This is a genomic window from Xanthomonas nasturtii (genome assembly GCF_001660815.1).
In the GTDB taxonomy this organism is placed as follows: Bacteria; Pseudomonadota; Gammaproteobacteria; order Xanthomonadales; family Xanthomonadaceae; genus Xanthomonas; species Xanthomonas nasturtii.
In genome coordinates, this window is record NZ_LYMI01000030.1 from 25,516 (window position 1) to 49,174 (window position 23,659).

Below are 23,659 nucleotides of genomic sequence, written 5' to 3' on the forward strand. Positions count from 1 at the left end.
GATTTAGCGGACGCGACCATAGTGCGACCGGCGGATGTCCGTTCGGTGGCAGCGGCAGGGGTGTCGCTGCCGACGCACAGGGCGTCATGGTCGAAACGGGCGGCGGCGGTGATGCGGCAGGTGCCGCATCGACTGGTGATGCTTGCAGACCGGCACCGGCACCGGCAGACCAAGCAATCAGGCAATCAAGAAATCAAGCAATCAAGAAATCAAGCAACCAAGCAACCAAGCAACCAAGCAACCAAGCAACCAAGCAACCAAGCAACCAAGCAATCAAGCAATCAAGCAATCAAGCAATCAAGCAATCATTTTCCCGGCAGCACGGAAGCCTGTACCCAACAGACGCCCGCACCCGCGCGCCCGCACGGCACACCAGCTGCGATAATCGCAGCATGAACGATGCCGCACTTGCCCCCGATGTCTCCGCCGCGCTCGAACGCGGCCTGCAGGCCCAATCCCTGGACGCGGCCTTCGCCGCACCGCTGCTGCGCTACCTCACGTTGCTGGTGCGCTGGAACAAGACCTACAACCTCACCGCGGTGCGCGACCCGCGCGAGATGGTCACCCGCCACCTGCTCGATTCGCTGGCCATGCAGCCTTACATCGCCAGCGGCACCCTGGCCGACCTGGGCACCGGCCCCGGCCTGCCCGGCATCCCGTTGGCCATCACCCGCCCGCAGCTGCAGGTGACCCTGGTGGAAAGCAACGGCAAGAAAGCGCGCTTCATGCGCGAGGCCTTGCGCCACCTGGAGCTGCGCAACGCCCGCGTGGCCGAATCGCGCGCCGAGGCGCTGGACGAGCCGGCCGCCTACGACCACCTCACCGCGCGCGCGCTGGACACGCTGGCCGGCATCATTGCCGTCGGCGGCCACCTGCTGCGCCCGGGCGGCAGCCTGCTGGCGATGAAGGGCCTCTACCCGCACGACGAAATCGCCGCATTGCCCGCCGGCTGGACCATGAGCGAGGTGCATCCGCTGCAGGTGCCCGGCCTGGACGGCGAGCGGCATCTGGTGGTGGTGCGCAAGGCCTGAGGGCCGAGACCGATGGCAGCTGCATAGGCAGCGCCGTCGCCTGAGAACAAGCGGGCACGGCAGCGCGCCACGACACCTGCAGGGACTTCCGGCCCATGGCAGCGCTCCCCGCTGCTGCCATCATCGGGCGTTCGTTCCAGCTCAGGCTTTCCGCACGTGACCTCTCCGCTCGCCGCCGCACTCTCGCTCGCCCTGCTGGGCGCAGGCTTCGCCGCCACCTCGGCGCAGGCCGCCACGCCGCCCGCCCCGGCCACGCTCACCGCCGAAGCACCCGCCGACGCGCGCTTCCGCACGATCTACGAAAAAGAGTGGGCCTGGCGCCAGGCCGAAACCGGCCAGGCCGACGAGGACAGCGACACCACCGGCGACAACACCCATCTGCCCGATGTCAGCGCAGCCGCGCAGCAGGCGCGCCTGGCGGTGTGGGACGGTGTGCTCAAGCAGCTCGATGGCATCGACCCGAAACAGCTCTCGCCGGCCAACCGGATCAACCTCGCCATCTACCGCCCGCAGGTGGAAAACCTGGCCGCCGAAGTGCGCCTGCGCCTGTACGAAATGCCGTTCAACTCCGACAGCTCGTTCTGGTCGAACCTGGGCTTCATGGCGCAGCGGCCGATGAAGAGCGCCGCCGAGTTCCGCGCTTATATCGCGCGTCTCAACGATGTGCCGCGCTATTTCGACCAGCAGATGGTCAACATGCGCACCGGCCTGGCACGCGGATTCAGCGTACCGCGCGCGGTGCTGGACGGGCGCGATGTCTCCATCGCCACCGTGGCCGATGTCAAAGACCCCACCGAATCGACCTTCTATGCGCCGTTCAAGCAACTGCCTGCGCAGATCCCCGCCGCCGAACAGGCGCAGCTGCGCGAACAGGCCAAAGCCGCGCTGAGCACCGCCGTCCTTCCGGCCTACGGCAAGCTGCTGACCTTCTTCCGCAACGACTACATGCCCAAGGCGCGCACCACCCTGGCCGCCGAAGCATTGCCCGACGGCAAGGCCTTCTATCGCCAGCAGATCCGCGAATACACCACGCTGGAACTGACCCCTGAGCAGATCCACCAGGTCGGCCTGGACGAAGTGGCGCGTATCCAGGCGCAAATGAACGCGATCATCCAGCAGGTTGGCTTCAAGGGCAGCTTCGCGCAGTTCCTCACCTTCCTGCGCACCGACCCGCAGTTCTATGCCAAGACCCCGCAGGAACTGCTCGATCGCGCCGCGTGGATTTCCAAGCGCGTGGATGGGCAGGTGGGCAAGTTCATCGGCACGCTGCCGCGCGGGCGCTTCACCATCAAGCCGGTGCCGGCCGACATCGCCCCGTTCTGGACCGCCGGCCGCGGCGGCGTGGGCACGTATTGGCTCAACACCTACAACCTGCCCTCGCGACCGTTGTACAACCTGCCGGCGCTGACCCTGCACGAGTCCTCGCCCGGCCATTCGCTGCAGGGCGCACTGGCCGAAGAGCAGGGCGACCAGCCGGCATTCCGGCGCCAGAACTACATTTCCGCCTATGGCGAGGGCTGGGCGCTGTACACCGAAAAGCTCGGCCAGGAAATGGGCATCTACGAAACCCCGTATGAAGAATTCGGCCGGCTCACCTACGAAATGTGGCGCGCCTGCCGGCTGGTGATCGACACCGGCGTGCACCACGACGGCTGGAGCCGCGACCAGGCGCTGGCTTACTTGCGCGACCACACCGCGCTGAGCGAGCACGAAGTCACCACCGAAGTGGACCGCTACATCTCCTGGCCCGGCCAGGCGCTGAGCTACAAGCTGGGCGAGATCACCATCGTCAAGCTGCGCGCCGAGGCAGAAAAGGAACTGGGCGAGCGCTTCGACATCAAGGCCTTCCACGACGCGGTCCTGCGCCAGGGCTCGGTCACCTTGCCAGTGCTGGAGCAGCAGGTGCGCGCCTTCATCGCCGAGAGCAAGGCACGCCCGATCAAGTCCACGCCAGCCGCTGCCAGCGCACCGTGATGTGCCGGTAACGGCGTCCGAGGGCATCGAGTTGAGAGCCCGCGAGCGCTGAGGGCACCGCGCACTCGACGTCTTCGCGTTTGCTGCAGGGCCCTTGCCCGCCCACCATCGCAGGACACGCCGTGAATCCGTCCCTGGAGGCTCTGGCGCGGCATCCATGCCGCTCAAGGTCCCGCGATAGTGAGCGGGCAAGGACCAGTCGAGATGGTCGGTGTGCAAAATAAAGCAGCCAGCAAACTGTCTGGTGCGCTGACTTCGCTCTTCAGTAAACCACCAGCCAACTGTCTGGTGCGGTGTCCTTACCGATTGCGGGACCGTTGGCGGCATGGATGCCGCCACCGAGCCCCCATGGACGGGTTAACGGCGTGTCCCGCGAGCGGTGAGGGCACCGCGCACTCGACCCACCAAGCTTTAAGAGCATCCCAGCAGAAAGAGCATCCAAGCAGAAAGAGCATCCAAGCATAAAGACCATCCGAGCAGACCAAACCACGCCACACCCGCATGCAGTTGTGTAACCACCCTGGGGTCTATACGCTGCGTCCATGCTGCTTCGTCGCACCCGCCTGTTGCACCCGCTGCTGCGCCTGTTGGCGTTGGCGGTGTTGGTCATGGGCGTGCTGGTCGCACCCATCGCCTGCGCGCTGGGCGATGTGCATGCGCTGGCGCACGACCAGGCGCATCTGGATGACACCGCACCGCACGGCCATGACGGCGCTGACGAAGGCGATGCCGGCGAGCGCGATGGCGCCGGTTTGCTGCACGCCTTGATGCACAGCGGCTATTGCCATGGGCATAGCCCGGCCATGCTGTCGGCGCTGGCCTGGGGCCCGTTGCCTGCGCGCGCGCAGACCCAGCCGCCCGTGCTGGCCACCGATTACCGCTCGCATCTGAGCGAGACCTTGTTGCGCCCTCCGATCGCGGCCTGATGCACCGCCGGCAGTTGCCGGCCTGTCCATCGATCCCGATTTTGGAGACACCCTCATGTGGTTGCGACTGACGGCGCTCGCCGTCTTTGTAGTTGTGCCGTGCGCCAATGCGCAGGGCCTGCTGCCCAAACCCGTGCTGACCCTGGACGACGCCATTGCGCGCGTCGCCCGTCAGCATCCCGACCTGCGCCTGGCCGATGGCCAACGCGCGGTCCTCACTGCGGACGCCGAGCGCGATGCACTGCGCCCGCCACTGCGCATCGGCGCCGAACTGGAAAACGTGTTCGGCACCGGCCCCACCCGCGAGCTGGACCAGGCCGAGCTCACTGTCACCCTGGCCGGCGTGCTGGAACGCGGCGGCAAGCTCGACGCGCGCCGCACCCTGGCGCAGGCGCGTATCGACGCACTGGCGCCGCAGCGTGCAATGGCGCGGCTGGATGTGCTGGCCGATGTCGCCCGGCGTTATCTGGCCATCGGCATGGCCACGCAACGGCATGCGGTGGCACTGGAAACCCTGGCCCAGCGCCAGCGCACCGTCAGTGCCGCGCGCCAACGGCTGCAGGCCGGTGCCTCGCCCGAATCGGTGCTGCTGACCGCCCAGGCCCTGCAGGCGCGCGCAGAACTCGAACGCGACCGCGCCCAGCAGGAACTGCTCGCCGCACGCCGCCAGCTGGCGGTGTTATGGGGGCAGCGCACGCCGGATTTCGGCGCAATCACTGGCGACCCGTTGCAGCTGCCGGCCATTCCCGAATTCGAGGTGCTGGCGCAGTTGCTCGATGCCACGCCGGAACTGGCGCGCTTGAACGGCGAGCAGCGCGTGCGCGAGGCGCGTGTGCGGCTGGCACGCAGCCAGGCGCGCCCGGATCTGGACTGGCAGGTGGGCGTGCGCCGGCTCGAAGGCAACGACGCCACTGCATTGCTTGGCAGCGTCTCGCTGGCGTTGGGCAGCGCTGCCCGTGCGCAGCCGGAGATCCGCGCCGCCGAAGCGGAGCTGTCGTTGCTGGATATCGAACGCCAATCGCAGGCGTTGATGCTGTACGCCACGCTGGCCGATGCGCATGGCCGCTACCGCGCCGCACAGCTGGAAGCCACGCGCATGCGCAGCGATGTGCTGCCCGCACTCGCGCGCGCCGATGCCGCCGCCGAACGCGCCTACCGCGCCGGTGCCACCAGTTATCTGGATTGGGCGCAGCTACAGGCGCAGCGCAGCGATGCACGTCAGCAGCAACTGGCCGCCGCACTGGAAGCGCAGACCGCGTTGATCGAAATCCAGCGCCTGACCGGGCAGCCGTTCGTGCTCGACAGCGCCGCGCAGGTGACGCCATGAGCGCTGACGCCTTCTCATCTTTTCGCGCGGACTGCGTACGCACGGTTGGCTCTGCTGCAACTGCAACTGCAACTGCAGTCGCAACTGCATCCTCCAGCGGCCGCGAAGCACTGCCCATGCCTGGCGCGCGTCCAGCACAAGCCATCTCCATTCGTTCGCCCGACGCACTGCATCGGCGCCAACCAGGACCCATTGCGATGACACGTTTTTTGATGGCGCCGCTTCTGTTGGCGCTGCTGCTGAGCGGCTGCGGCCGCAGTAGCGAAGAGTCGCACGACGACCACGCAGGGCACGCCGCCGAAGGCGAAAGCGAAGCCGACGCACATGGCGAAGAAGCACAAAAAGGCGCACACGGCGGGCGCCTGCTCAGCCAGGACGGCGACAGCGTGGAGCTGGCGATCGCCGAAGACGGCACACCGCCCACCTACCAGGCCTGGCTCTACCGCGATGGCAAACCGTTGCCGGCCACTGCTGGCAACGTGGAAGTGCATCTGAAACGGCTCGGCGGCGTCGATGAAGTGCATCGGCTGCGGCCACGTGACGATGGCAGCCTGCTGGCCGACAGCACCGTGGGCGAACCGCATTCGTTCGATGTGGACGTGCGCGCCACCGTGCAGGGCAAGCCGCATCGCTGGCGCTATCCCAGCTACGAAGGCCGCACCACCATCGCGGCCAAAATCGCCCAGGACGCCGGCATTCGCATCGCGCCGGTGGGCGCTGGCAGCATCGCCGACCAGCATGAAGTGCAAGGTCTGTTGACGCCGGCAGAAGGTGCGCAGGCGCAGGCCACTGCGCGCTTCCCCGGCCCGGTGCGCAGCCTGCGCGTCAATGTCGGCGACCAGGTGCGCGCCGGCCAGGTACTGGCCACGGTGGAGAGCAACCTGAGCCTGACCACCTATTCGGTAAGCGCACCGATCGCTGGCACCGTGCTTGCCCGCAATGCCAGCCTGGGCAGCAACGCCGGTGAAGGCCAGACGCTGTTCGAAATCGCCGATTTGTCCACCTTGTGGGTGGATCTGCACATCTTCGGCGCCGACGCCGGCCACATCACCGCCGGCGCACCGGTGACAGTGACGCGCATCAGCGATGGCATGGTGGCGCAAACCACCTTGGAGCGCGTATTGCCGGGCACTGCCACGGCGAGCCAGAGCACGGTGGCGCGCGCAGTGTTGCGCAACAGCGACGGCTTGTGGCGGCCGGGCTCTGCAGTGAAGGCGCGGGTGACGGTGGCGCAGCAGCCGGCGGCGATGGTGGTGCCGGTGGGGGCGTTGCAGCAGTTCCGCGACTGGGACGTGGTGTTCGTGCGCGTGGGTGATGTGTACGAGGCGCGGCCGGTGAAGCTGGGCGCGCGCGATGCGCAGCAGGTGGAAGTGCTATCGGGTCTGGCAGCGGGCGATGCGGTGGTGGTGGAGCAGAGTTATCTGGTGAAGGCCGATATCGAAAAGTCGGGGGCCTCGCATGATCATTGATCGTTGCCTCTCCGGTTTGCGTCTTCCTCGACCGCAAGCGCGCGCACTCATGCTGCGTGTGCGTGGAGGTCGTCGCCATGCTGACTAACATCATCCGCTTTGCGATCGCACAGCGCTGGCTGATGCTGGCAATGACCGGCGTGTTGATTGCAATCGGGACGTGGAGCTTTTCGCGCTTGCCGATCGATGCAACGCCCGATATCACTAATGTGCAAGTGCAGGTCAACACCGCGGCGCCTGGCTATTCGCCGCTGGAATCCGAGCAGCGGGTGACATTTCCGCTGGAGACGGTGCTGGCAGGGCTGCCTGGGCTGGAATCCACCCGCTCGTTGTCGCGCTATGGCTTGTCGCAGGTGACGGCGGTGTTTGCCGATGGCACCGATCTGTATTTCGCGCGGCAGCAGGTGGCCGAGCGCTTGCAGCAGGTCAAGTCGCAACTGCCGGCCGACCTGGAGCCGCAACTGGGCCCGATCGCCACCGGGCTGGGCGAAATTTTCATGTATACGGTCGAAGCCAAGCCGAATGCGCGCAAGCCCGATGGCAGTGCGTGGACAGCGACCGACCTGCGCACCCTGCAGGATTGGGTGGTGCGCCCGCAGCTGCGCAATGTGCCGGGCGTGACCGAGGTCAACACCATCGGCGGCTATGCGCGGCAGATCCATATCACGCCGGATCCGGCGCGCCTGGTGGCATTGGGCTTCACCCTGGATGACGTCGCGCAGGCGGTCGAGGCCAACAACCGCAATCTCGGCGCCGGCTATATCGAACGTAACGGCCAGCAGTTTCTGGTGCGGGTGCCGGGGCAGGTGGACGACATCGCGCAGATCGGCGCGATCGTGCTGGATCGGCGCGAAGGGGTGCCTATTCGCGTGCGCGATGTCGCGCAGGTGGGCGAAGGACGCGAGTTGCGTACCGGTGCGGCCACCCAGGACGGCAGCGAAGTGGTGCTCGGCACGGTGTTCATGCTGGTCGGTGCCAATAGCCGCACCGTGGCGCAGGCCGCGGCCGAGCGGTTGAAAGTGGCCAACGCCAGCTTGCCGGCCGGCGTGCAGGCGGTGCCGGTATACGACCGCACCGCCTTGGTCGACCGCACCATTGTCACCATCGCCAAGAACCTGATCGAAGGCGCGTTGCTGGTGATCGTGGTGTTGTTCCTGCTGCTGGGCAATGTGCGTGCGGCGTTGATCACGGGCGCGGTGATTCCGTTGGCGATGCTGTTCACGCTCACCGGCATGGTGCGCGGCGGCGTGTCCGGCAATCTGATGAGTCTGGGCGCGCTGGATTTCGGTTTGATCGTCGATGGCGCGGTGATCATCGTGGAGAACTGCCTGCGCCGCTTCGGCCAAGCGCAATTGCGCCTGGGACGCGTGCTCGCGCGCGATGAGCGTTTTGAGCTCACCGCCCAAGCCACCGCCGAGGTGATCCGCCCCAGCCTGTTCGGGCTGGGCATCATCACCGCGGTGTATCTGCCGGTGTTCGCGCTCACCGGGATCGAAGGCAAGATGTTCCACCCGATGGCGATCACCGTGGTGCTGGCACTGAGCGGGGCGATGCTGCTGTCGTTGACCTTCGTGCCGGCAGCGATTGCGTTGCTGCTCGGCGGCAAGGTGGCCGAGCAGGAAAATCGTGCGATGCGCTGGGCGCGCGACGTCTATGCGCCCTTGCTCGATCGCGCGCTGCAACACGGGCGCTGGGTGGGCATTGCGGCGTTGGCAGCAGTGGCGTTATGCACGGTGCTGGCCACGCGCCTGGGCAGCGAGTTCATCCCGAACCTGGATGAGGGCGATGTCGCGCTGCATGCCTTGCGCATTCCCGGCACCAGCCTGGAACAGGCCATCACCATGCAATCCACACTGGAAAAACGCATCAAGCAGTTTCCGGAAGTGGCGCATGTGTTCGGCAAACTCGGCACTGCCGAAGTGGCCACCGACCCGATGCCACCGTCGGTGGCCGATACGTTCTTGATCATGCATCCGCGCGATCGATGGCCGGACCCGCGCAAGCCCAAGGCGCAGTTGCTGGCCGAGATCGAGCAGGCGGTCAAACAACTGCCCGGCAACAACTACGAGTTCACCCAGCCGATCCAGATGCGCATGAACGAGCTGATTTCCGGCGTGCGTGCGGATGTGGCGATCAAGGTCTATGGCGACGATCTGGACACGCTGGTCACGCTCGGGCAGCGCGTGCAGGAGATTGCCAGCGCGGTGCCGGGTGCGGCCGATGTGAGCCTGGAACAGGCCACCGGGCTACCGATGCTGGCGGTGGTGCCCGATCGCGCCGCGCTGGCCGGTTACGGGCTCAATCCCGGCGTGGTGCAGGACACCGTGGCGGCTGCGGTGGGCGGGCGGCAGGCCGGGCAATTGTTCGAAGGCGACCGGCGCTTCGACATCGTGGTGCGCCTGCCGGAATCGCTGCGACAGGACCCGACGGCATTGGCGGATCTGCCGATTCCGCTGCGCGGCGACGGCGAGCGTGGCGATGTCGACGAATCCAGCCGCGCGGCCGGCTGGCGTAGCGGCGCGCCGACCACCGTGCCGTTGCGTGAGGTCGCCAGGATCGAGACTGTGCTTGGCCCGAACCAGATCAATCGCGAAGACGGCAAACGCCGCATCGTGATCACCGCCAACGTGCGCGATCGCGATCTGGGCAGTTTTGTCGCCGAGGTGCAGCAGCGCGTGCGGGCGGAGGTCGCACTGCCCACCGGCTACTGGATTGGCTACGGCGGCACCTTCGAGCAACTGATCTCCGCCGGCCAGCGCCTGGCCTGGGTGGTGCCGGGCACCTTGTTGCTGATCTTTGCGCTGCTGTACTGGTCGTTCGGTTCGCTGCGCGATGCGCTGGTGGTGTTCAGCGGCGTGCCGCTGGCGCTGACCGGCGGCGTGGTGGCATTGGCGCTGCGCGGGTTGGCGTTGTCGATTTCCGCAGGCGTGGGCTTTATCGCGTTGTCGGGCGTGGCGGTGCTCAACGGCCTGGTGATGATCGCCTTCGTGCGCAGCCTGCGTGCCGAAGGCATGTCGCTGGAGCAGGCCCTGCGCGAAGGCGCGCTGTCGCGTTTGCGCCCGGTGTTGATGACCGCCCTGGTGGCTGCGCTGGGCTTCGTGCCGATGGCCTTCAATGTGGGTGCCGGCGCCGAAGTGCAGCGCCCGCTGGCCACGGTGGTGATCGGCGGCATCGTCTCCTCCACGTTGTTGACGCTGCTGGTGTTGCCGGTGCTGTATCGCTGGCTGCATCGGGACAAGGCCGCGCGTGCGGCGCCAGCGGATGGCGCTGTTCCGCAGCGGGGCGGGGCGTGAGCGTGCCCTGTTCGCGCTGGAGGGACATCGGTGGCGCCGGGTGTAACCGGGGCGGCGATCAACGCGGGCGGGCTCGTGCCGATGCCGGGGCGGGACCTGTCCCGGGAGTGCTGCGGCGTTTTCTGCTGCGGCCCGAGCGCGCGCAAGCGGCCGGCACCTCGCTCGCCACATCGGCAGGGGAGTGCTGGGGGCGGCGACGGCAAGCGATGCGGCAGGCAGGCCGCATCGCAGGCACCGTGCGCAAGGTGCCTGCCGCACGTCATCGGCGCCTGGCTAAGTGCTTGCAGCACAAGGGATTGCCGTGCATAATGCGCGGCTCGCTGTGCCCGGATCGTTCCGGACGGCGGCACCCAGCGCGATGTGGTGCCGGCCTGTTCCCAGCGTTAAGTGATTGATTCCCAACGTTGCGTGGCAGCCAGGCTGCTGTCGGGGCCGCCGTTTTCCTGGCTAAGGAAGACACCGAACTTTATCGAGGTGCGTAATGTCCCGCGTATGCCAAGTGTCCGGCAAGCGTGTGCAGACGGGTAACAACGTCTCCCACGCAAACAACAGAACCCGTCGTCGCTTCCTGCCCAACCTGCACGAGCGTCGCTTCTGGGTTGCCAGCGAAAACCGCTGGGTGAAGCTCCGTGTCTCCGCGCATGCATTGCGCACCATCGACAAGAACGGGATTGATGCCGTTCTGAAAGAGCTGCGTGCGCGCGGCGAAAAGGTCTGAGGAGTAAGCAGTCATGGCAAAAGGCAAGCGTGACAAGATTCGTATGATTTCCTCGGCCGCTACCGGCCACTTCTACACCACGGACAAGAACAAGAAAAACACTCCGGGGAAGATGGAAATGATGAAATACGACCCCGTCGTGCGTAAGCACGTGATGTACAAGGAAGGCAAGATCAAGTAATCCACCGATTACGCGATCTGCATCCAAGCAAACACCCGCCGAACGGCGGGTGTTTGCGTTTGTGGATTTGGAATTCCGTATTGGTGCGTGACAAAGCCCCTCTCCCCTCGGGGCGACAAGGCACGGCTTGCGCACCGAAGGTGTGCGTGCTTTGGAGCGCTCGCGCCGCTGGCGCGGGCCGGGGCGCGGAGCGGGGGTTGGGGAGAGGGTACGGGTGAAGCCACTCGGGACGGATGACACGAGGCTTCGCACGTACCCTCATCCGGCCCTTCGGGCCACGTTCTCCCGGTGGGAGAAGGGCTACAAACCCCGCGCACGCAATTGCGCATCCAGCCGCGGATACACCCGCCGCGCATTGCCTTCGAATACCTTGCGTTTGTCGGCATCGGAAATCGCCAGGGCATCGATATAGCGTTTGGTGTCGTCGAAGTAGTGGCCGGTCTGCGGGTCGATACCGCGCACTGCGCCCACCATTTCCGAGCCGAACAGGATGTTGTCGATGTCGATGACCTCGAACAGCAGATCGATGCCGGGCTGGTGATACACGCAGGTGTCGAAGAACACATTGCGCATCACATGCGTGGACAGCGGCGGTTTGCCGAGCATGTCGGCCAGGCCGCGAAAGCGGCCCCAGTGATACGGCACCGCGCCGCCGCCGTGCGGGATGATGAAGCGCAAGTCGGGGAAATCAGCGAACAGATCGCCTTCCAGAAACTGCATGAACGCGGTGGTATCGGCATTGAGATAATGCGCGCCGGTGGCGTGGAAATTGGCGTTGCAGCTGCCCGATACATGCACCATGGCTGGTACGTCGAGTTCGACCATCTTTTCGAAGAACGGATACCAGGCGCGATCGGTCAATGGCACGCCGTTCCAGTGGCCGCCGGATGGGTCGGGGTTGAGGTTGCAGCCGACGAATCCAAGTTCATTGACGCAGCGTTCCAGTTCGGCGATCGAATGCGCGATCGACACACCCGGCGACTGCGGTAGCTGACACACCCCGATGAAGGTCTGCGGATACAGCTGCACCACGCGCGCGATCAGATCGTTGCAGTGGCGCGTCCACACCTGGCTGACCGCTTCGTCGCCGATGTGATGGGCCATGGTGCTGGCACGTGGCGAAAAGATTGTCATGTCGGCGCCGCGCTCGCGCAGCAGACGCAGTTGATGCAGTTCGATACTTTCGCGCAGTGCGTCGTCGCCGATGTGCGGATACACCGGTGCAGGCGCTTGCGCATCGTCGTAATGCGCGATCTGCGCCTTGCGGAACGCATCGTGCGCGGCGGGCGCGGTGGTGTAGTGGCCGTGGCAGTCGATGATCATGGCAATGGTCTGTGGGTTGCAGCGGAAGCGGCGAGCGAGCGGTTGCCCGTGCGTAAGGTGGGCCGGTTGGGTGCACGGAATCTGCAGGCCCCGACATATGTCGTAGGTCCCGCATGCAGGCGCGTAAAGGTCGCCGCGCACTGCGTTCCAGCAGCCGCATCGCGCGGCACACGCAGAGATGTGACCCGGTGATCGCGGTCGCTGCAGCGCAGCGATGCATCGGAATAGTCAGCCATATAACTCCCCATCGAATAGTTTGCGTGCCGTGCGCACTACCGCGGCACGGACCACGGCGCCGTGTGCGTCGAGATCGATCAGGCAGCTGCTCGCCCCGCTGAGGTGTTCGACATCCAGCCGTTGTGTCCGCCCACCGGGCAACTGCGCCAGCGCATGTGCAGGCGAGCCGGGCAACAGGCAGGCGGTGGCGACGGTGACTGCGCCCAGCACGCCGATGGACGCATGGCAGCGGTGCGGGATGAACGAGCGCACGCTGATCGCGCCACCCGCGCGCGGTGCGGCGATGAGCATCATCTTCGGCACCGTGGCCTCGCGCACATCACCCAACCGCATCAACGGGCCCGCCTGCAGGCGCAGCGTTTCCAGGCGCGCCTTGAGCGCAGCGTCTGCATCGAGGGTGGCGCGGTCTTCGTAACCGCTGATGCCGACATCGCTGGCGCGCACCACCACGCACGGCATGCCGTTGTCGATCAGGGTGACCTGCGAGCCGTCGAGCGTATCCACCGCGTGTCCGGTCGGCAGCAGCGCGCCGCACGAAGAACCGGCGATATCGGCAAATGCCAGCGCGATCGGCGTCGCCGTGCCGGGCACACCATCGATCCGCGTATCGCCGTCATAACGCACCTGGCCATCGGGCGTCTGCACGGTGGCGGTGGCCAGGGTGCCGGTGTTGCGCATGAAGATGCGCACCTCGGTCTGGCCATGGCGTATGGGTAGCAAGCCGCGTTCCAGCGCGAACGGGGCGACGCCGGCCAGCATGTTGCCGCAGTTCTGCGCATCGCTGACCTGCGCCTGTTCCACGGCCACCTGCAGGAACAGATAGTCCACGTCGGCGTCGGCACGTGTGGAGCGCGACACCACGGCCACCTTCGAGGTCAGCGGGTCGGCGCCACCCATGCCGTCGATCTGGCGCAGATCCGGCGAGCCGTAAGCACGCAGCAAAAACGCATCGCGCGCGGCGGTGTCGGCGGGCAACTCGTCGGCCAGGAAGAAGCCGCCTTTGGAGGTGCCGCCGCGCATCCACATCGCGCGCACGCACTCAGACATAGCGCAGGCCTTTGGCTGCCAGACGTTCGCGCATCGCGTAGATGTCCAGGCCCAGTTCGCCATTCGCCAGGCGCTCGCGCTTGAGCAGCTCGCGTGCCTCGCGCGCCTGCGCTTCGGCCAGCACATCGGCGGCGCGTTCGCGCGCCACCACGCACACGCCGTCATCGTCGGCCACCACCACATCGCCGGGTTGCACCAAGGCGCCGGCGCAGACCAGCGGCACATTGACCGAGCCCAGCGTCTCCTTGATGGTGCCCTGCGCGCAGATGGCGCGGCTCCAGGCCGGGAATTGCATGGCGGTGAGATCGCGCACATCGCGCACGCCGGCATCGATGATCAGCCCGCGGCAGCCGCGCGCCTGCGCCGAGGTGGCGAGCAGGTCGCCGAAGTAGCCGTCGCAACAGTCGCTGGTGGGCGCCACCACCAGCACATCGCCTGCGTGCAGTTGCTCGATGGCCACATGCATCATCCAGTTGTCGCCGGGCGGAATCGACACGGTGACCGCGGTGCCGGCGATGCGGCAGCCGGCATAGATGGGGCGCAGGCGGTGATGCAGCAGCCCGCTGCGGCCCTGCGCCTCGTGCACGGTGGCCACGCCGGCCTGCGCCAGCCCGTCGACGATGGCCAGCGGGGTGCGCGCGATCCGGGTGACGACCTGGCTCATCCATCCATCCTCGTTAAGGGTGCGCCGAGTCTGGCTGGGCAGAGCAAGCTGGCTCAAGATTCATTTGAGGTATGCATATTGGTTTTGCTTATAGTTAGAGCATGCAGCCGATCCCGGAACCGAATCTGCGTCACCTCTATGCCCTGGCCATGGTGCACCAGGCCGGGAGCATCAGCGCGGCCGCGCCGCAGGTGAATCTGTCGCAGCCGGCGTTGACCCAGGCGGTGGCGCGGTTGGAGCAGCAACTGGGGGTACGCCTGTTCGACCGGCATCCGGGCGGCATGCTGGGCACCGAGGCCACCCAGTTGCTGGTGCCGCGCATCGAGCGGGTGCTGGCGCATCTGGGCCGGGGCATCCGGGTGGCCCGGCGTGCATTGCGCCTGCCGGCGCGCCCCGGCCTGGAACGGCGGGTGTCGCTGGGCCAATTGCAGGCCTTGGTGGCGGTGGATGTGGCGGGCAGTTATTCGCTGGCGGCGGTGCGCGCCGGCGTCTCGCAGCCGGCGATCTACCGCGCGGTGCAATCGCTGGCCGATGTGATCGAAGTGCCGCTGACGGTACGCCGCGGCAAGACCATGCAGCCCACGCCGGTGGCGGTGCGGCTGTTGCGGCAGGTGCGGCTGGCGTTGGCCGAGTTGCGTGCCGGGCTGGACGATGTCGCCGCACTGCGCTCGCAGCACGCCGGCCGCCTCACCCTGGGGGTGATGCCGCTGGCGCGGGCGATCCTGTTGCCGCAGGTACTGGCGCGGTTTGCGCGCGCGTATCCCGGGGCCAGCGTCCAGGTGGTCGAGGGCCCGTACGCTGAATTGCTGGCGCATCTGCGCGAAGGCGGGCTGGATCTGTTGATCGGTGCGCTGCGCGAGCCGCTGCCGGTGCGCGATGTGCTGCAGGAGCCGCTGTTCGACGACGAGCCGGTGATCGTGGCGCGCAGCGGCCATCCCTTGGCCGGGCGGGCCTATGCGTTTGCGCAATTGCTCGATTACCCCTGGGTGATCGCCGCCGCCGGCACACCGGTGCGCGCGCGCTGGGAACAGCTGTTCCGCGAGCATCAGCTGGAGCCGCCGCCGCTGCGGATCGAATGCGGCGCCGAGCTGACTGTGCGCGGGCTGCTGCTGGAGGACGACTGGCTGACCTTGATGTCGCGCGATCAGTTCCTGTTCGAGCGGCGCGCCGGGCTGCTCGAGGAGATCGGCAGCGCCGGGCCGTTGCTGCGCCGGCAGATCGGCATGACCACGCGCAGCGACTGGTACCCCACCCGCGCGCAGTCGGCATTCGTGCAGACGTTGCGGCAGGTCTGTGCCGAACGCGTGCAGCCGGCCGATGCGCAGGGCGGGCCGTTTCGCTATTGCGTGCCTGCCTGTGCGCCGCTGCCGTTGCGTTTACGCGCGGCCAAGTCAGAATCGGCTTCCTGATGAAAACGGAACACTGATGCTGCCCGATTGGGTGACAGGGACCTGGCTGCTGGCGTTGGACTGGACAATCCGCCTGGCCGCGCTGCTATGGATTCCCGCCCGCACCACGCCTGGTGCGGCGCGCAGCTGGCTGCTGCTGATCGGCTTCGTGCCGGTGGTCGGCCTGCCGCTGTATCTGCTGTTCGGCCACCCCTGGTTGTCGCGTCTGCGGGTGGAGCGGCAGGCCACCGCCTCGCAGGTGATTCGCGAACAACAACTGCCATTGCACGCCTTGCGCTGGACCCCGCAGGCAGACACCAGCAGCGCCGAAGTGGTGCCGCTGATCGAGCGCGAAGGTGATTTCATGCCGACGCTGGGCAACGCGGTGGAATTGCTGGACGACTACGCGCACGCGTTGCAGGCGCTGATCGCCGCGATCGATGCGGCCGAAAAACGCGTGCACCTGCTGTATTACCTGATGTTCGACGATGCGGTGGGCGATGCGGTGGTGGCGGCGCTGCAGCGCGCCAGTGCGCGCGGGGTGCGCTGCCGCGTGCTGCTGGATGCGGTGGGCGCCAAGCGCGGTCTGCGGCGCTATCGCAAGCGGCTGCAGGCCGGCGGCGTGGAGGTGCTGGCGGTATTGCCGGGCGGCCTGCGCTGGCGTCGCAGCGGGCGCATGGATCTGCGTAACCATCGCAAGATTGCGGTGATCGACAACCATGTGGGCTTTGTCGGCTCGCAGAATCTGGCCGAGGCCGGCTTCATCCATGGGGTGCCCAATCGCGAACTGGTGGCGCGCGTGCGCGGGCCGGTGGTCAATCATCTGGAAGCGGTGTTCGCCAGCGACTGGTTCACCGAAACCGGGCAGCGCCTGGATGTCTGGCCGGACGCACCGGTGTGCGAGGCCAATATCGCCACGCAGTTGCTGCCCAGCGGGCCGGCGTACCCGTTCGAAAACGCGCGCGATGCGATCAATGCGGTGATCCATCTGGCGCGGCGCAAGGTGGTGCTGGTGACGCCCTACTTCGTGCCGGATGAGGCCTTGCTGAGCGCGTTGCGCATCGCCGGGGTCTCGGGCGTGGATGTGCAGTTGATCCTGTCGGAGAGCAACAACCAGCGCCTGGCTGCGTGGGCGCAGGAAGCCTATTTCGAAGAGCTGCTGCGCTGCGGCGTGAAGATTGCGCTGTACCGCCCGCACTTTCTGCATGCCAAGCATCTGAGCATGGACGAGGACATCGCGCTGGTGGGCTCGATCAACCTGGATATCCGCTCGTTCGCGCTCAACGCCGAGATCGGCATGCTGTGCTACGACAGCGGCGTGGTGCGGCGCTTGCGCGAGATCGAACAGGACTATCTGGCCAATGCACGCCAACTGGAGCTGGAGCAGTGGCGCCGCCGCCCGGCCTGGCGCCGCAGCCGCGAGGGCATTGCGCGCCTGGCCGATGCGTTGATGTAAGGGGGCGCGTATGCGTGGTCTGGGGCGGCGCAGTGCCGGTTGGTAGGTGTGTCGATGTCTGCGGCTGTGGGGGCAGTGGTGCGAGCAAGCGCGCATTGGCACGCCCTGGCCAGGCCCTGGAGTGCCGGCCCTGCAACGGACGCGTCAGGCGACCGCTCTATCTGCGCGCCGGCCGGATGGCGGCTGTCATCGGTGCGGCGTGACGCATCGCCTACAATTGCCCCATGAATACATTGCGTGATCCCGGCGATGCAGTGATCGCCATCGTCGGCGGCGGCGCATCCGGTGTGCTGGTGGCGCTGCAGCTGTTGCGTCAGGCCACCGCGCCGGTGCGAATCGTGTTGATCGAGCCGCACGCGGCGCTTGGCGAAGGCGTGGCGTATTCCACAGCGCGTGCCGAACACCTGCTCAATGTGCCGGCGATGCGGATGAGTGCGTTGGTGGAAGCGCCACAGGATTTCGTCGATTACCTGCGTGCGAATGCGTGTTGCCCCGAGCTGGACGATGCACAGCTGCCGCAGCAGTTCGTGGGGCGCCGGCATTACGCGCCGTATCTGCGCGATCGCCTGCAGGCTGCCCGTGTGCATAGCCCTGCAACGCTGACCATGCACGCTGCACGCGTGCAGACGTTGCAGCCCAACGCAGCCGGCGCGCTGTTGCAGCTGGACGATGGGCAAACGCTACAGGCCACTAGCGTGGTGCTGGCGGTCGGCAATGCGCTGCGGCCGCTACCGCTGCGCGGTGCCGCCGGGTTGTCGCATGCGCAGCGGGTGGAGGCCTGGGACACTGAGGCGGTGGCAGCATTGCCGCAGGACGCGGCGGTATGCATCGTCGGCTCCGGGTTGAGCATGGCCGATACGGTGGTGACGCTGGCGGCGCAGGCGCATCGCGGCGCCGTGCATGTGGTCTCGCGGCATGGGTTGTTGCCGTTGCCGCAGGCGCATGGCGGCGTGGCCGCGTTCGATCCGCAACCGCTGCTGGCGATGCCGCTGCGCATGCGCATGCGCACGCTGCGCCGGCACGTGCGTGCCGCCGCAGCGCAGGGCCTGCCCTGGCAGAGCGTGATGGAGCGCATCCGGCCGTTGAGCCAGGCGCTGTGGCAGACGCTGTCGGTGGCCGACCAGCGCCGTTTTCTGCGGCATGTGGTGCGTTACTGGGATGTGCATCGGCATCGCATCGCCGCACCGGTGCATGCGCAGCTGCAGGCGATGCAGGCACGTGGGCAGCTGCAGGTGCATCGCGCGCGGCTGGATGTGGCCTTCGAGGTGGGCGCCTGCGTACGCGTGAGCGCCGGGGCCGCCAGTGCCGTGCATGCGTTGCAGCTGGATGTGCAGACCCTGGTCAATGCCACCGGCGTGGAAATGCGCGTGCAGGCGATGCGCAACCCCTTGCTGCAGCAATTGCTGGGGCAGGGTATTGCGGTGGCCGGCCCGCACGGGATCGGTGTGGAGAGTGCCGCGGACGGTAGCCTGATCGATGCCGATGGCCGCACCAATCCGCGGCTGCGGGTGATCGGTAGCCTGCGTATCGGTTCGTTGTGGGAAAGCCTGGCGGTGCCGGAGTTGCGCGAGCAGGCTGCGGCGATTGCGCGGGATGTGTTGGTAATGCTGGGGCGGTGATTGGTCCGATTGTTCCCTTCTCCCCTCGGGAGAAGGTGCCCCGCAGGGGCGGATGGGGGTACGGGCGAAGCCTTGGGCCACCCACCATTGGGAGCGGCTTCGCCCCGTACCCTCACCCCACCCCCTCTCCCGCCGGGAGAGGGGCTTTGTTCCTTCTCCCGCCGGGAGAAGGTGGCGCATAGCGCCGGATGAGGGTACGTGCGAAGCCTCGCAATCCCAACCGCTTCATCGCAATCTCAGCCGCAGCGACGCCACAACCGGTAAAATGCTGCGGTGGATGTCTCTCATTTGCTCGATCATTTAAACCCCGCCCAGCGCGAGGCCGTTTCCGCACCGCCGGGGCATTACCTCGTGCTGGCCGGCGCCGGCTCCGGCAAGACGCGCGTGCTGATCCATCGCATCGCCTGGCTCAATGAAGTCCAGGGCGTGCCCAACCACGGCATCTTCGCGGTGACCTTCACCAACAAGGCCGCCGGCGAAATGCGCCACCGCACCGACCTGCAGCTGCGCAATGGCAGCCGCGGGATGTGGATCGGCACCTTCCATGGGCTCGCGCATCGGCTGTTGCGTCTGCATTGGCAGGACGCGCGCTTGCCGGAAGGGTTCCAGGTCATGGACAGCGACGACCAGCTGCGGCTGGTCAAGCGCGTGGTGCAATCGCTGGAACTGGACGAGAGCAAGTATCCGCCCAAGCAGATGAGCTGGTGGATCAACGAACAGAAGGACGAAGGCCGGCGTCCGCAGCACATCCAGCCCGAGCCCAACGACGATTGGACCGAGGTGCGCCGGCAGGTGTATGCGGCCTACCAGGAACGCTGCGACCGCTCCGGCTTGCTGGACTTCGCCGAATTGCTGCTACGCGCGCACGAACTGCTGCGCGACACGCCTGCGTTGCTGGCGCATTACCGCGCGCGCTTCCGCGAGATTCTGGTGGACGAGTTCCAGGACACCAACGCCATCCAGTACGCCTTCGTGCGCGTGCTGGCCGGCGAGTCCGGCAACGTGTTCGTGGTGGGCGACGACGACCAGGCCATCTATGGCTGGCGCGGTGCCAAGGTCGAAAACGTGCAGCGCTTCCTGAAGGATTTCCCTGGTGCGCAGACTGTGCGGCTGGAGCAGAACTACCGCTCCAGCGCCAATATTCTGGGCGCGGCCAATGCGGTGATCGCGCACAACCCGGACCGCATCGGCAAGCAGCTGTGGACCGACTCGGGCGATGGCGACCCGATCGATCTGTATGCGGCCTACAACGAAGTGGACGAAGCGCGCTATGTGGTCGAGCGCGCACGGCAGTGGGTGCGTGACGGCGGCAGCTACGGCGAAGTGGCGGTGCTCTACCGCAGCAACGCGCAATCGCGCGCGCTGGAAGAAGCGCTGATTTCCGAGCAGCTGCCCTACCGCGTGTATGGCGGCATGCGCTTTTTCGAACGTGCCGAAATCAAGGATGCATTGGCGTACCTGCGCCTGCTCACCAATCGCAGCGACGACGCGGCGTTCGAGCGCGCGGTCAACACGCCCACGCGCGGCATCGGCGATCGCACGCTGGACGAAGTGCGCCGGTTGGCGCGCGCCAATGCGCTGTCGTTGTGGGAAGCGGCGATGCTGTGCACGCAGCAGAACACGCTGGCCGCACGCGCGCGCAACGCCCTGGCTACGTTCCTGAGCCTGGTCGGCCAGCTGCATGCCGAAACCGGTGCAATGGAACTGGCCGAACGCATCGACCACGTGCTGATGCGTTCGGGCCTGCGCGAGCATTGGGCCAAGGAAAGCCGCGGCGGGCTGGATTCGGAATCGCGTACCGAGAACCTGGACGAACTGGTCTCGGTCGCCTCGCGCTTCAATCGCCCCGACGATGAAGACAGCCAGGGCATGACCGAGCTGGTCGCGTTCCTGGCGTATGCCTCGCTGGAAGCCGGCGAAGGCCAGGCACAGGCCGGCGAAGAAGGCGTGCAGTTGATGACGCTGCATTCGGCCAAGGGCCTGGAATTCCCCATCGTGTTTCTGGTCGGCCTGGAAGATGGACTGTTCCCGAGCGCGCGTTCGTTGGAAGAGAGCGGGCGGCTGGAAGAAGAACGGCGCCTGGCGTACGTGGGTATCACCCGCGCGCGGCAGAAACTGGTGCTGTGCTATGCCGAATCGCGGCGTATCCACGGCCAGGACAACTACAACGTGCCCTCGCGCTTTTTGCGCGAAATCCCGCGCGATCTGCTGCACGAAGTGCGCCCGAAGGTACAGGTTTCGCGCACTGCTTCGCTGGGCGCGGCGCGCGGCGGGCCCGTGCATGGCGTGGTGGAAGCGGCGCCGATCAAGCTCGGCGCCAACGTCGAGCACCCCAAGTTCGGTGGCGGTGTGGTCGTCGATTACGAAGGCGCCGGCGCGCATGCGCGCGTGCAGGTGCAATTCGACGAAGTCGGCGCCAAGTGGCTGGTGATGGCGTACGCGAATCTGACGGTGGTGTAGTCAGTTTCACTTGCCTGCGATTGCTTTTTGTTTGGCAGCGAAGACGGCGCGCGAGTGCATTGTGAGCGGAGCAAGAGCAGCCGGCCGCTGGTGCAGGTTACGCGCTGAGCCAAGATCGGGTGACTGTGTGCGGCAAGCGGTAGCTGGATGAAGCGTGGCCTCCGTTGCTTTTGGCTTTCAATAACACCACCAGCAAACCATCTGGTGCGGTGTCCTTACCGATTGCGGGACCGTTGGCGGCATGGATGCCGCCAGCGAGCCCATGGACGGGTTCATGGCGTGTCCCGCGAGCGGCGAGGGTACTGCGCGCTCGACTCACTCAGGGTTTGATCCGGATTTCCGACTGCATCCACCATTGCGGCCGACAAACCATGCCCTCGCTGCCAAGCGCGCGCACTACGTTTATTAGCCGCTTTAGATCGGTAATCGAGTCGATTGGTGCATCGCTCGATGCGTACCGAGCTCCACCCATGCCACCCTGCCACCACTTCATTGCACACAGGCACGCGGCGGCATGCAAACCGAAAAACAAAAGATGCTGGCAGGCGAACTCTACAACGCTGCCGATGCGCAGCTGCAGGCCGATCAGGCGGCAGCTGCGGAGTGGATGGTGCGCTATAACGCCACCGGCGCGCAGCCGCCCGCGCAGCGGCATGCATTGCTGGTCGAGCGGTTAGCCGAGGTGGGGGAGGGCGCGGTGATCCGGCCGCCGTTTCATTGCGACTACGGCTACAACATCCGTCTGGGTGCGGGCGTGTTCCTCAATTTCAATTGCGTGATTCTGGATATCTGCGACGTGCATATCGGCGATGGCACCCAGGTGGGCCCCGCGGTGCAGTTCTATGCCGCCGACCATCCGCGCGATGCGGCCGGGCGTGCCAGCGGGTTGGAGTTCGGGCGGCCAATCCGCATCGGGCGCAACGTGTGGATCGGGGGCGGGGCGATCATCCTGCCCGGTGTCAGCATCGGCGACGATGCGCTGATCGGTGCCGGTGCGGTCGTCACGCGCGACGTGCCGGCCGGCGCCACCGCCGTTGGCAACCCGGCGCGCGTGCGCGAACCGCGGCACGCGGCCGATGCCGTGCCCACCGACTGACAGCGGTGAACAGGGTGGCTGCGTGCGGTCATTCAGGCACGGCCGACACCGCGCGAGGGATGTCGCTTTTACACTGCAGGTTCGCGCGTGCTGCCGGCACGTGCTTGACTGCCGCTCGCCACGGTGGGCCGGCATTGCAAGCGTTACCGTCTGCCAGTTGCCCGATTGATCCGTATCAAGGTATGTGTTGCTGAGTGCTGTCAATCTGAAGTCGCCGGCGAGGCCGCCGGTCCATCCGGGAGGTCATCATGTACAAACGAATCCTGATCGCCATCGATGCATCCGAGCTGTCGCATCGCGGCTTGTTCCAAGGCCTGGAGCTGGCCAAGGCGACCGCTGCAAAAGTGGATATCGTCACCGTGTCCGAACCGTGGGCAATGGGTATGTACGACGCAATGGGCTGGAGTGTGGGTTACGAGGCCAGCCCGGAATACCGCGCCGAGCGCGAAGCAGCCGCCGAAAAGATCCTGCGCCCGGCGCTGGAGCTGGCCGCCGCCGCCAACATCAAGGCCACGCCGCGGCACGTGCTGGATCGCTTTGCGGCCGAAGGCATCGTGCAGACCGCCAAGGAATGCAACAGCGATCTGATCATCATGACCTCGCATGGCCGCCGCGGTGTGCGGCGCATGCTGCTCGGCAGCCAGACGGTGGAAGTGCTGACCCATAGCACGATTCCGGTGCTGGTGATTCGTTGATCGGCAGATGTCTTGCTGCACAAGAACACCCGCAACGCGGCATATGGTTCAGGGCGCAGATTCTTTCGTAGGAGCGTGCTTGCGCGCGATGAAGCGTTATCGGTAACACTTCATCGCACGCAGGCGTGCTCCTACGTCGAGCGGATCAGTTTTCCATTGGTTCCGGCTGACCCGCAAAGCGGCGTGCCGGCTGGGCAAGACGCCGTAGTGCTTCGGTATGCATCAGCGGAGCAGGATGCGCCAGCAGCGAACCGGCACGCGCCGGTGCATAACCGTGTTGTGCATCCTGGCTCAGCTCGCGCATGAAACCCCACATCGGCACGTAGTTGTTCAGTCCCGGCATTAGATGGATCGGATCCACCTTGAACAAATCGGGTTCGGATGTCCACTGTTTGCAGATGAATTCATACGGTGTCAGACCCTTCAGGGCTTTGAGCCTGCGACCGTAGTTGTAGGCGTGGATGAAGTCGGCCAAATGCTGTTGCAGTTGTGCGTGATCGTCGTAATGGACGCGTTTGACAGTGGCCTCGTTGATGGTCCGATTCATCCGCTCGACCTGCCCGTTGGTCCAGGGGTGCTTGACCTTGGTCAAGCGGTGTTCGATGCCGTGCTCCTCGCAGACTCGACCGAAAATGTGGGGGCAGGCATGGCGGTCGGAACTGCGGTTGGTGAACTGGATGCCGTTATCCGTCAGAACCGTGTGCAGGGTGTAGGGCACCGCCTGGATCACATTGCGCAGCAATTGCGCTGCAACC

18 protein-coding genes and 1 pseudogene are annotated in these 23,659 nt (G+C 66.3%); 15 read left to right on the top strand and 4 right to left on the bottom strand.

Translation table 11 applies throughout. The annotated features are described in order from the left end of the window. The first annotated feature begins 111 nt into the window (after window positions 1–111). From A7D16_RS23630 to rpmG, 9 genes are all read left to right on the top strand, one after another. Complete coding sequence (locus A7D16_RS23630; protein ID WP_153043160.1) at window positions 112–396, top strand: hypothetical protein; 285 nt, start codon at window positions 112–114, stop codon at window positions 394–396. After that, on the top strand, window positions 393–1,031 hold the full coding sequence (rsmG, locus tag A7D16_RS12240) for a 16S rRNA (guanine(527)-N(7))-methyltransferase RsmG (protein ID WP_064633088.1): 639 nt from the start codon (window positions 393–395) through the stop codon (window positions 1,029–1,031). Before A7D16_RS23630 ends, rsmG begins: the two co-directional genes overlap by 4 nt. A gap of 156 nt (window positions 1,032–1,187) precedes the next feature. Then, window positions 1,188–3,005 carry a DUF885 domain-containing protein gene (locus A7D16_RS12245; protein WP_064633089.1) on the top strand — a complete coding sequence of 606 codons (1,818 nt, stop codon included), beginning with the start codon at window positions 1,188–1,190 and terminating at the stop codon, window positions 3,003–3,005. Between the two features lie 542 nt (window positions 3,006–3,547). Further along, window positions 3,548–3,931 carry a hypothetical protein gene (locus tag A7D16_RS12250; protein ID WP_064633092.1) on the top strand — a complete coding sequence of 128 codons (384 nt, stop codon included), beginning with the start codon at window positions 3,548–3,550 and terminating at the stop codon, window positions 3,929–3,931. 55 nt (window positions 3,932–3,986) lie between these two features. Continuing rightward, entirely contained in the window at window positions 3,987–5,258 is a 1,272-nt protein-coding gene (locus tag A7D16_RS12255) for a TolC family protein (protein ID WP_064633094.1), read from the top strand. 197 nt (window positions 5,259–5,455) lie between these two features. Then, entirely contained in the window at window positions 5,456–6,727 is a 1,272-nt protein-coding gene (locus tag A7D16_RS12260) for an efflux RND transporter periplasmic adaptor subunit (protein ID WP_064633096.1), read from the top strand. A 77-nt stretch (window positions 6,728–6,804) separates the two neighbouring features. Then, window positions 6,805–10,020: an efflux RND transporter permease subunit gene (locus tag A7D16_RS12265; RefSeq protein WP_064633098.1), complete on the top strand. Its 3,216-nt coding sequence runs from the start codon at window positions 6,805–6,807 to the stop codon at window positions 10,018–10,020. A 481-nt stretch (window positions 10,021–10,501) separates the two neighbouring features. Then, window positions 10,502–10,738: a 50S ribosomal protein L28 gene (gene rpmB, locus A7D16_RS12270; RefSeq protein ID WP_002809459.1), complete on the top strand. Its 237-nt coding sequence runs from the start codon at window positions 10,502–10,504 to the stop codon at window positions 10,736–10,738. 13 nt (window positions 10,739–10,751) lie between these two features. Next, window positions 10,752–10,919, top strand: a complete 168-nt coding sequence (gene rpmG / locus A7D16_RS12275) for a 50S ribosomal protein L33 (protein WP_002809462.1) — start codon at window positions 10,752–10,754, stop codon at window positions 10,917–10,919. A gap of 300 nt (window positions 10,920–11,219) precedes the next feature. On the opposite strand, the gene A7D16_RS12280 is transcribed toward rpmG, so the two are convergent. The 3 genes from A7D16_RS12280 to A7D16_RS12290 all read right to left on the bottom strand — a co-directional run bounded on the left by A7D16_RS12280 (window position 11,220) and on the right by A7D16_RS12290 (window position 14,190). Further along, window positions 11,220–12,242: an amidohydrolase family protein gene (locus A7D16_RS12280; protein WP_064633100.1), complete on the bottom strand. Its 1,023-nt coding sequence runs from the start codon at window positions 12,240–12,242 to the stop codon at window positions 11,220–11,222. 228 nt (window positions 12,243–12,470) lie between these two features. After that, on the bottom strand, window positions 12,471–13,526 hold the full coding sequence (locus tag A7D16_RS12285; RefSeq protein WP_064633102.1) for a 4-oxalomesaconate tautomerase: 1,056 nt from the start codon (window positions 13,524–13,526) through the stop codon (window positions 12,471–12,473). Beyond that, window positions 13,519–14,190 carry a 4-carboxy-4-hydroxy-2-oxoadipate aldolase/oxaloacetate decarboxylase gene (locus A7D16_RS12290; protein WP_064633104.1) on the bottom strand — a complete coding sequence of 224 codons (672 nt, stop codon included), beginning with the start codon at window positions 14,188–14,190 and terminating at the stop codon, window positions 13,519–13,521. Before A7D16_RS12290 ends, A7D16_RS12285 begins: the two co-directional genes overlap by 8 nt. Before the next feature lie 101 nt (window positions 14,191–14,291). On the opposite strand from A7D16_RS12290, the gene A7D16_RS12295 reads away from it, so the two are divergent. From A7D16_RS12295 to A7D16_RS12320, 6 genes are all read left to right on the top strand, one after another. Beyond that, window positions 14,292–15,599 carry a LysR substrate-binding domain-containing protein gene (locus A7D16_RS12295; protein ID WP_064633106.1) on the top strand — a complete coding sequence of 436 codons (1,308 nt, stop codon included), beginning with the start codon at window positions 14,292–14,294 and terminating at the stop codon, window positions 15,597–15,599. A gap of 16 nt (window positions 15,600–15,615) precedes the next feature. Continuing rightward, window positions 15,616–17,034, top strand: a complete 1,419-nt coding sequence (gene cls / locus A7D16_RS12300; RefSeq protein ID WP_064633108.1) for a cardiolipin synthase — start codon at window positions 15,616–15,618, stop codon at window positions 17,032–17,034. A gap of 224 nt (window positions 17,035–17,258) precedes the next feature. Further along, entirely contained in the window at window positions 17,259–18,653 is a 1,395-nt protein-coding gene (locus A7D16_RS12305; RefSeq protein ID WP_064633110.1) for an FAD/NAD(P)-binding protein, read from the top strand. A 273-nt stretch (window positions 18,654–18,926) separates the two neighbouring features. Next, the gene (gene uvrD / locus A7D16_RS12310) at window positions 18,927–21,113 is read left to right on the top strand and encodes a DNA helicase II (protein ID WP_064633112.1); all 2,187 of its coding nucleotides are present in this window, start codon (window positions 18,927–18,929) and stop codon (window positions 21,111–21,113) included. 514 nt (window positions 21,114–21,627) lie between these two features. Next, window positions 21,628–22,209 carry a sugar O-acetyltransferase gene (locus A7D16_RS12315; RefSeq protein WP_064633114.1) on the top strand — a complete coding sequence of 194 codons (582 nt, stop codon included), beginning with the start codon at window positions 21,628–21,630 and terminating at the stop codon, window positions 22,207–22,209. 248 nt (window positions 22,210–22,457) lie between these two features. Then, on the top strand, window positions 22,458–22,904 hold the full coding sequence (locus tag A7D16_RS12320; protein WP_064633116.1) for a universal stress protein: 447 nt from the start codon (window positions 22,458–22,460) through the stop codon (window positions 22,902–22,904). Window positions 22,905–23,232: 328 nt separating this feature from the next. Here the strand turns inward: A7D16_RS12320 and A7D16_RS12325 are convergent. Further along, a pseudogene (locus A7D16_RS12325) lies at window positions 23,233–23,659 on the bottom strand (integrase core domain-containing protein); the annotation flags it as partial.